The 7,955-nt window shown below is 39.6% G+C and carries 10 protein-coding genes; 4 read left to right on the top strand and 6 right to left on the bottom strand.

The window, feature by feature from the left end; translation table 11 throughout:
- Positions 1-221: 221 nt before the first annotated feature.
- The 3 genes from CYP05_RS09850 to CYP05_RS09840 form a co-directional block, all read right to left on the bottom strand.
- Positions 222-1,124 carry a glutamate--tRNA ligase family protein gene (locus tag CYP05_RS09850; RefSeq protein ID WP_103642801.1) on the bottom strand — a complete coding sequence of 301 codons (903 nt, stop codon included), beginning with the start codon at positions 1,122-1,124 and terminating at the stop codon, positions 222-224.
- Positions 1,102-1,347 (bottom strand): RNA recognition motif domain-containing protein, encoded by a 246-nt coding sequence (locus tag CYP05_RS09845; RefSeq protein WP_009294719.1) that lies wholly within the window; start codon positions 1,345-1,347, stop codon positions 1,102-1,104. The genes CYP05_RS09850 and CYP05_RS09845 overlap by 23 nt, the downstream gene beginning before the upstream one ends.
- Before the next feature lie 224 nt (positions 1,348-1,571).
- Positions 1,572-2,123 (bottom strand): DJ-1 family glyoxalase III, encoded by a 552-nt coding sequence (locus tag CYP05_RS09840; protein ID WP_103642800.1) that lies wholly within the window; start codon positions 2,121-2,123, stop codon positions 1,572-1,574.
- 81 nt (positions 2,124-2,204) lie between these two features.
- On the opposite strand from CYP05_RS09840, the gene CYP05_RS09835 reads away from it, so the two are divergent.
- Entirely contained in the window at positions 2,205-2,462 is a 258-nt protein-coding gene (locus CYP05_RS09835) for a SelT/SelW/SelH family (seleno)protein (RefSeq protein ID WP_257639680.1), read from the top strand.
- Between the two features lie 122 nt (positions 2,463-2,584).
- Here the strand turns inward: CYP05_RS09835 and thiE are convergent, their stop codons facing one another.
- The 3 genes from thiE to CYP05_RS09820 are packed head-to-tail and all read right to left on the bottom strand — an operon-like array spanning position 2,585 to position 5,262.
- Positions 2,585-3,196 (bottom strand): thiamine phosphate synthase, encoded by a 612-nt coding sequence (gene thiE / locus CYP05_RS09830; protein WP_103642799.1) that lies wholly within the window; start codon positions 3,194-3,196, stop codon positions 2,585-2,587.
- The gene (thiD, locus tag CYP05_RS09825; RefSeq protein WP_103642798.1) at positions 3,189-3,941 is read right to left on the bottom strand and encodes a bifunctional hydroxymethylpyrimidine kinase/phosphomethylpyrimidine kinase; all 753 of its coding nucleotides are present in this window, start codon (positions 3,939-3,941) and stop codon (positions 3,189-3,191) included. The genes thiE and thiD overlap by 8 nt, the downstream gene beginning before the upstream one ends.
- Positions 3,934-5,262, bottom strand: coding sequence for an aminotransferase class V-fold PLP-dependent enzyme (locus tag CYP05_RS09820; protein ID WP_103642803.1), 1,329 nt, complete (start codon positions 5,260-5,262; stop codon positions 3,934-3,936). Before CYP05_RS09820 ends, thiD begins: the two co-directional genes overlap by 8 nt.
- A gap of 110 nt (positions 5,263-5,372) precedes the next feature.
- Here CYP05_RS09820 and CYP05_RS09815 point away from each other — a divergent pair, with 110 nt between their 5' ends.
- Genes CYP05_RS09815 through CYP05_RS09805 form a run of 3 tightly spaced genes read left to right on the top strand, consistent with a single transcriptional unit; the run spans position 5,373 to position 7,845 of the window.
- Positions 5,373-6,206 carry a DUF234 domain-containing protein gene (locus CYP05_RS09815; protein WP_103642797.1) on the top strand — a complete coding sequence of 278 codons (834 nt, stop codon included), beginning with the start codon at positions 5,373-5,375 and terminating at the stop codon, positions 6,204-6,206.
- Positions 6,203-7,189 (top strand): sensor histidine kinase, encoded by a 987-nt coding sequence (locus CYP05_RS09810; RefSeq protein ID WP_103642796.1) that lies wholly within the window; start codon positions 6,203-6,205, stop codon positions 7,187-7,189. Before CYP05_RS09815 ends, CYP05_RS09810 begins: the two co-directional genes overlap by 4 nt.
- Complete coding sequence (locus tag CYP05_RS09805) at positions 7,189-7,845, top strand: cysteine hydrolase family protein (RefSeq protein ID WP_103642795.1); 657 nt, start codon at positions 7,189-7,191, stop codon at positions 7,843-7,845. The genes CYP05_RS09810 and CYP05_RS09805 overlap by 1 nt, the downstream gene beginning before the upstream one ends.
- Positions 7,846-7,955 lie beyond the last annotated feature (110 nt).

Below are 7,955 nucleotides of genomic sequence, written 5' to 3'. Positions count from 1 at the left end.
CGCACGTTCAAGGTGCATGCTTCAGTACTTCGCACTGCATGTGTCTTATATGAGAGAATTTATAACAAATTTTAAAATTTCACGAGCGAGTAATTTCGGCTCTGATTTTAGTGGCAAGCTTTGCGAGACCTAAAATCAGTAGTCAATTCTTGCGAGTGAATGGAATTTAAAAATTTGCAAAATCGTGCAAACAATAACACCAACACACTACATATCTAAATTTATATAAAATTTTTAGAGCTCATCATCTTCTCAGCTATGTTTTTAAGCCTAAATTCATAAAGTAGGTTTGAAATTTTATCTGCTGAGTTTAAATTTAGTCCAAGATCGTTTGCTAACATTTTGTAATAAATTTTAGGATTTTGGCTTAGATCTATTGGCGGTGATTTCGAGCTTTTAGAAAGCTTTTTGGCTCCGTCTAAAAGTAGCTTGTGGTGGATAAATTTAGCATTTAAAAAGCTAAAATTTAGCCTTTTTGCAAGATATCTTTGAGCTAGCGTGCAAGGCAGCAAGTCCTCGCCTCTAACGACTAAATTTACTCCCACATCTTCATCGTCAATGACGCTTGCGAAGTTGTAAGCTGGGGTAAAATCCTTTTTATAAATGACAAAATCGCCCATCTGCGCTGCCACTTGCCTACCAAGCTCGTCATTTTCATCCACGCTTAGTCTAATGGCGGTTTTATCTTTTATAAATTTTAACTTTTTATCTTTGCAAATTTTAGTGTAAATGCCGTTTTCATAGGCATCTTTTGTAGCCCTTGTGCATTCACAAATGTAAATTTTATCTAGCTTTTCAAGTGCATTTTCATATCTTTTGGCTCTTGTTTTAAAGCTAAAATTTTGCTCAAAGTCGCTAACGTTTTTAGCACCTTTGTCGTAATCTAGCCCCAGAAATTCTAAAATGTCAAAGATATTTTGAACAAATTCGCGCCGGTATCTGCCAAGGTCATAATCATCAATCCTTAAGTGTAAAACACCGCCCAATGAGCGCGTCAGAAGATAAGTTAGGACGAAATTATAGGCGTTGCCAGCGTGCAGGTAGCCGCTTGGCGTCGGAGCTATGCGCGAGACTATGCCACCAGATGGTGGCAAATAGTCATTAATCCCTTGGTCTAGCCTCATTTACTCTTAAAGTGCGTCCGCCAAGTTCTTTTTCATTTAGTGCGTCGATCGCCTTTTGTCCCTCGTTCGCGTCGTCCATTTCAACAAAGCCAAAGCCCTTTGAGCGGTCTGTCTCTCTATCTTTTACGATTTTTGCGCGCCTTACTTCACCAAATTGTGCAAAAGCTTCCTTCAACTCTGCCTCTGTCGTTCTATACGACAAATTTCCTACATAAATGTTCACAGGATTATTCCTTAAAAAAATTATCGATCTAATCGATTAGAGAAATAATAGCTTATTTCCGTCAAAAAGATGTAAAAACCAAGAAAAATATTACAAATTTTTAAAAAATATCCTTAAATGCAACAAATCGCAACAATACGGCATTATAATATCTATCACTAAACAAAATTTATCCTTAAGTTTAAGTAAAACAATTAAATAAAAAATTACAATTTTTTTATAAACTATTTATAAAGTAAATCATTTTTTACTTTATGGTAAGCCTCTTCGACAAGCAAATTTTTCACTATAAAAAGCGCAAATTCCATAGAAAAAGCTGGCCCCTTGCCAGTGATGATATTTTGATCTTTTAGCACGTTTTTATCGCTCACGTAGCCTCTTTTGTCGCTTCTTACATTTTCTTCAAAGCCAGGATAGCAAACAAAATGCTCTTTAAGCACACGAGCTCGCTCAAGCACCATAGGAGCGGCACAAATGGCACAAATTAGCTTGCCTTTTTTATCAAATTCTTGCAAAATTTCTCTTAGCTTAGCGTCATTTGCAAGATTTTCTGCGCCAGGCAGACCTCCTGGAAGCACGATCGCATCATAATCTAGCTCCTCCACCTCACGAAGTGTGACATCAGCTTTTACATTTATATTGTGAGCACCCCTGATCTGCGCGTCCTTCAAGCTAGCGATAGATGCTATCGCACCTGCTCTGCGTAAAACATCGACGGAGGTTAGCGCCTCGATCTCCTCAAAACCATCAGCTAGGATTACGGCTACCTTTTTCATAAAATCATCCTTTCTCGTGTTATCTGTTTGTTAGGATAAATTTTATATAATCAAAGCTTATTTCACAAGAAAGGACAGAGCATGCAAGTAAAAATTATTTACTGCAACTCTTGAAACTATCGTCCGGTAGCTTCTCGTGTAGAAGATGAAATAAAAGCGAACTTTAGTGATGCAAGAGTCGAGTTGGTTGTAGGAGACGGTGGAAATTTCATCGTCGAGGTTGATGGAAACGTTATCTTTTCTAAAAAAGATCGCATCGGAAACGATGAGTCAAGGTTCCCACACGGCGAAGAGATCACAACTCTTATAAACAAATATCTCAAAGAAAAGTCGGCTTAATGCTAACTAGCGGGGCAGGCAACTGCCTCGTTTTGCTACAAATTTACTCTTTAAAATTTATCTCGTCTTTTTTAGAGCTTACAATCCAAAAAACGCTTCCAAATAAATATTTTCTTATAAATTTAAAAATTTTTGATTATTTTTTGTAAATTTTTGATGTTTTCTTTGATATTACCATCTTTGTAGATCGCTGAGATGACGGCGATGAGATCGGGTTTTACGTGTGAGAGCGAGCCGATATTTGTCTCATTTATGCCACCTATCACGCAAATAGGTAGGTTTAAAATTTGCTTTGCCTCTTTAACTATTTCAAGCCCACATTTTGGGGCATTTGGCTTTGTGGGGCTTGTAAAAACAGAGCCAAAAGCAACGTAGCTGGCCCCGTTTTTAGCGGCATTTATGGCTAAATTTATATCGTTATAGCAACTAACGCCAACATATGCGTCTTTGCCTAAAATCTCAAACGCCTCTTTTATGCTCTCATCGTCTTTGCCCAGATGAACAGCCTTTGCGCCTATCTTTTTAGCAAATTTGACATCGTCATTTACGATAAATTTCGCGCCAAATTTCTCACATAAATTTAAAATTTCACTTGCAAGCTTCTCGTTTTTGACCGCTTTTTTTGACCTAAACTGAAAAAAATTAACCCCGCACTCCAAAATCTCTCTTGTGTAGTCTAAAGCCAAATTTTCAGGCATTAAAATATCGTCGCTAATAGCGTAAATTTCAGCCATTAAGCCCCACTTTATGATCTATAAGCCGTGCTCCAAATTTACTTTTATGAGCATTTTTTATCCCGTTTGCCACAAATTTTTTAGCCATTTTTATGGCGCTTACTAGATCACTTTGCTGCGCTAAAATGGCCGCTAGAGAGCTTGAGAAGCTACATCCGGCTCCGTGCATCACCTTTGGCTCAAAAAGCTCCTCGCTAAATTTCATCACGCCACCATTTTTTAGATAGAGCGTATCCTCGCAAATTTCATCAACCTTCGTTCGCTTTAGCACCATATCGCAAGGTAAATTTGCAAAGTCAATACCCAAAATCCTAGCCTCATCTACATTTGGCGTGGCGACACTTGCTAGGTTTAAAAGCTCTTTTAGCGCTTCGATCGCCCCATCTTCTAGCAGTTTTGCCCCTGACTTTGCCACGCAAACTGGATCTATCACAACTGGCACATTTTTAGCCCTAAATTCTTTTAAAAACGCGCTTACAACGGCTATTATCTCCTCGTTAAAGAGCATGCCAACCTTCACAGCGTCTATGTCAAGCTCGGCTAGCACCATCTCAAACTGAGCTTTCACCATACTTGCTGGCATCGCAAGTACGCTGCTAACGCCATTTGTATTTTGCGCGGTCACGGCTGTGATGACGCTTGCGCTAAAGCAGCCAAACGCCTCGCAACTTTTTATGTCCGCCTGAACGCCTGCACCGCCGACGCTGTCGCTTCCAGCAACTATCAAAACATTTTTTTTATTCACTCACACACCCACTTATCTCTTTTACGTCAAAAGGGTCTTTGACCTGCCATGAAAGTGCGTATTTCTCGATACTTTTCTTGATCGCACTCACCAAATAATCAATATCCTCAAAGGTATGCGTATAGTGCAGGCTAACCCTTACCCAGCCTGGCTTGTGGGTGAAATTTGGATCCTCTTTTAGCCCCAAAAGGTCGTGTCCGTATGAGCCTGCGCACGAGCAGCCAGCGCGCGTTTGTATGCCATACTCTTTGCTTAAAATTTTTGAAAGCTCGTATGGAGCTACGTTTTTTACGTTAAATGAAAATATCGCAAGGCGCTTTAAATTTGCTGGGCAGTAGCTAACTAGCTCTGGGATCTCCCTTAGCCTTTGGCAAAAATATTCGCTAAGCTCGCTCTCGTTTTCGTAAATGGTAGCAAGCCCTATCTCTTCTCTTAGCTTGTAAGCCAAATTTGCCCGTATAAGCCCCAAAATAGGCGGTGTGCCAGCCTCTTCAAGTGCCTCTTGATCCTTTAAAAATATATGGTAGTTTTTGCTCACATAGCTTACCGTGCCACCACCTGCAAAGCTTGGCACATCGTCATTTGCTAGCACTTTTTTGATTGCCAGTAGCCCACAGCTACCAACTCCACCAAGTAGCTTATGCGGCGAGATAAAGAGCGCGTCAAAGTAGTCGCAGTCTAAATTTGCATAGGCGCTAAGGCTCGCCACGTCAAATGCCACGATGCCGCCAAATTTCTTAATGAGCATGTAAATTTGCTTGTAGTCGCTTATGACGCCTGTGACGTTTGAGGCTGCGCTAAAGCTAGCGATGATCTCGCGCCCTGCATTTATCTTTAAAATTTGCTCCAAGTGAGATAGGTCGATGCTGCCGTCTTTTGCAAGTCTGATGCGTTCAACCTCGCAAAGTGCCTCTTTAAAGCTGATCTCATTTGAGTGGTGCTCATAAGGGCCAAGAATGACTAGCGGCGAGTCGTTGTTTGGCTTTAGATCAAACCTTCTTTTAGCAGCTGGAGGCACGTAAAGCCCCAAAAGCTCTTGAAATTTCTTGATCGCACCAGTAGCGCCGTATCCTGTGGCTATGAGATAAAAGCTATCATCAAGCCCAAGAGCGCGCTTTAGCTCGCTTCTAGCGTTATCATACAAAAGCTGCGTTTTATAGGCGTTTGATGATGTTAGCGAGTGGGTGTTGGCGTAGGTTTTTAAGATATCAGCGACCTCGTCCTCGATGGGTTTATACGCAAGTCCTGAGGCGGTGTAGTCGAAGTAATGTATCCCTTTTTTTAAAATAATATCTCTTCTAATGTGCTCTAAATTTACCAACTTTAGCCTTTTAGTTTTTGCGTGATTATAATTAAAATTTTCTAAAAATATGCTACAATCCGCCACACAAAGGATACGAAATTTTAGCCATAAAATCGACATTTGAGCGGATGAAGCACCTTGGTATTGCTGAAGTTATAAAATTTCATCTTGTTTTTGATGACTTTTTATTAAAGGGCTCATACTACGATGTTTTTGAGGCGATCAGGGCTGAAATTTTAGATGATTATAAAAATTTGATGGCTAGGTTTTACTTTGACGAGGATAGCGACGAGGCCATTAAAATGGCTCTCATTAAGCTTGCTAGAAGCGACAGAAAGAAATTTAGCGTAAATAAAATTTTGCCCCAAAGCATGACAAATAGGGTCTATGCAAAGCTTTTTAGCAAGGATTTTTTAGTGCTTGAAAAGAGCCAAGAAAAGCCACGAGTAAAAAACAAACGCCAAATTTTAAAAAAGAGCGAGCGAGCTTATAAGATAGAGGATAAAATTCACTTTAATAGCCATTTTTCAAGGTTTTGGTTTAGATTTATCGAGCCAAATTTAAACCTTTTAAAAGAGGGTAGGAGTGAGGAAATTTTAGAGCTTATAAGAAGAGAATTTGACGAGTACGCGAGCCTTGGCTTTGAGCTTTTAAGCGGCGAGCTAATGGCTAAAAAGCTTGGGCTTGATGGCATTTTGTTAAGCTCATTTTGGAGCAAAAATATAGAGCTAGACATGCTTTTTAGCATAAATGGCAAGATAATAGTCGGCGAAGCAAAATATAAAGAGCGAAAAATTTGCAAAAATGTCTTAAATTTAGTCCTTCACAAGTGCGAAAGACTAGGCATAAAGCCTGATATCGTAGCGCTTTTTTCAAAAAGTGGCTTTAGCAACGAGCTTTTGGGCTTAAAAGATAAGCGGCTTAGGCTTTATGAGATAAAAAATTATGAGGAGTTGCTGTGAGTGATATCGATATACAAAATGGCCTAAAAAGCCTGATAGAGCAGACCTATCTGATAGAGCGTGAGTATAAAAATTTGACCGCTTCTTATATGAGCCTGCAAGGTTTTATAAAAGATATCGTGGAAATTTTGCCAAATGCCATTTGGGTGCTTGATGAAAATGATGAAATTTTCTTGCAAAACTCAGAGGCGCAAAAGCTTGGTAAAGCGCTAAATTTCATCCCAAAAGATGAGGGCGAGCTAAACTTTGGCTCTCAAATTTATCTAGTAAAAAAGGTGGTCAAAGACGACAAAAAGATCATCTCAGCTACCGACATAACGCAGGAAAAACGCACCGAACGCCTAGCCTCGATGGGTCAAGTAGCAGCGCACCTAGCTCACGAGATAAGAAACCCCATAGGCTCTATCTCGCTTCTAAACTCCACACTTTTAAAAAGAGCTGAGCCAAAAATTTTGCCCATCGTCGAGCAGATACAAAAGGGAATTTGGCGGGTTGAACGCATCATCAAAGCGACGCTTCTTTTTACAAAAGGGCTTAGCATCACGCCAAAGGAATTTAACTTTTTAGACATCAAAAGTGAGTGCGAGGAGGCACTTAAATTTTATGAGTATTCAAAAGATATAAATTTTGAGCTAAATTTCCCTGACGCCACATATGAGGGCGACTTTGACCTCATCGCGATGGTCTTTCAAAACATTTTATTTAACGCGATCGATGCTATCGAAGAGGACGAAAACGACGAAGGTGTAGTAAGATTAAGCTATGAAAAGACGCCAAATGAGCATAAATTTATAGTCTATGACAGCGGCGTCTCTATAAAAAATGAAAATATCGTCTTTGAGCCGTTTAAGACGAGCAAGCTAAAGGGCAATGGCCTGGGACTGCACCTTTGCTTGCAGATCATCGAGGCACACAAGGGCAGCATAGAGATAACCCTTGAGCCAAAGACATTTTGTATAAATTTACCTATAAAGGAGAAGTGATGAGAGAAATTTTAGATGAGCTAAATGCGTGGCAAAATGGCCTAAAGGCGCTTAAATTTAGTGAAATTTTTAAAAATGGCAGCGAAAAGGTGGCCTTTATAAGCGTTGATATGATAAATGGCTTTTGTTGTGAGGGCGCACTAGCCAGTAAGCGTGTAGGCGAGCTAGCAAGCCTTATAGCAGATACTTTTAGGCTGGCGAGGGAGAAATTTGACCTTAAAAACTACATCCTCATCCAAGATGCTCACGAGCCAAATTCTGCTGAGTTTGCGAGCTTTCCAGCTCATGCTTTAAAGGATGATACGCAGGCAGAGGCAGTTGATGAGCTACGAAATTTAGACTTTTTTAGCGAGATGAAGACTTTTTATAAAAACTCACTTAGCATCGCTTATTCGCAGGAGTTTAATAAATTTATAAGTAAATTTGATAGCTTTGTCATCATGGGCGACTGCACCGATATGTGCATCTACCAGCTTGTCTCTCACCTAAGACTTAGCGCAAATGAGCAAAATTTAAAAAGAGAGATCATCGTGCCTGCAAATTTGGTGCAAACATACGACGCACCAGGGCATAGTGGTGATTTTTATCAAAACGTGTTTTTACATCACATGCAAATGGCCTTAAATGCACGTGTGGTAAAAGAGCTGGTGCTTTAAATTCATAGATTTATCAAAAATGATTATCAACATTTTTAAAGCTAAATCTCTAGTGCATTTCTAAGGATAAAATAAAGTATAAGAAAATAATTTTATTTTTCTAAATATTT

This window comes from Campylobacter concisus (genome assembly GCF_002913545.1).
GTDB classification, from domain to species: domain Bacteria; phylum Campylobacterota; class Campylobacteria; order Campylobacterales; family Campylobacteraceae; genus Campylobacter_A; species Campylobacter_A concisus_AV.
The sequence above is the reverse complement of the archived record's forward strand: the minus strand, read 5'-3'. Positions and strand labels throughout refer to the sequence as shown.

Excerpts from the sequence above, each read along its gene's own strand:
- CYP05_RS09850 (WP_103642801.1), bottom strand. The coding sequence starts at position 1,124 with ATGAGGCTAGACCAAGGGATTAATGACTATTTGCCACCATCTGGTGGC.
- CYP05_RS09840 (WP_103642800.1), bottom strand. The coding sequence starts at position 2,123 with ATGAAAAAGGTAGCCGTAATCCTAGCTGATGGTTTTGAGGAGATCGAG.
- thiE (WP_103642799.1), bottom strand. The coding sequence starts at position 3,196 with ATGGCTGAAATTTACGCTATTAGCGACGATATTTTAATGCCTGAAAAT.
- CYP05_RS09815 (WP_103642797.1), top strand. The coding sequence starts at position 5,373 with ATGAAGCACCTTGGTATTGCTGAAGTTATAAAATTTCATCTTGTTTTT.
- CYP05_RS09805 (WP_103642795.1), top strand. The coding sequence starts at position 7,189 with ATGAGAGAAATTTTAGATGAGCTAAATGCGTGGCAAAATGGCCTAAAG.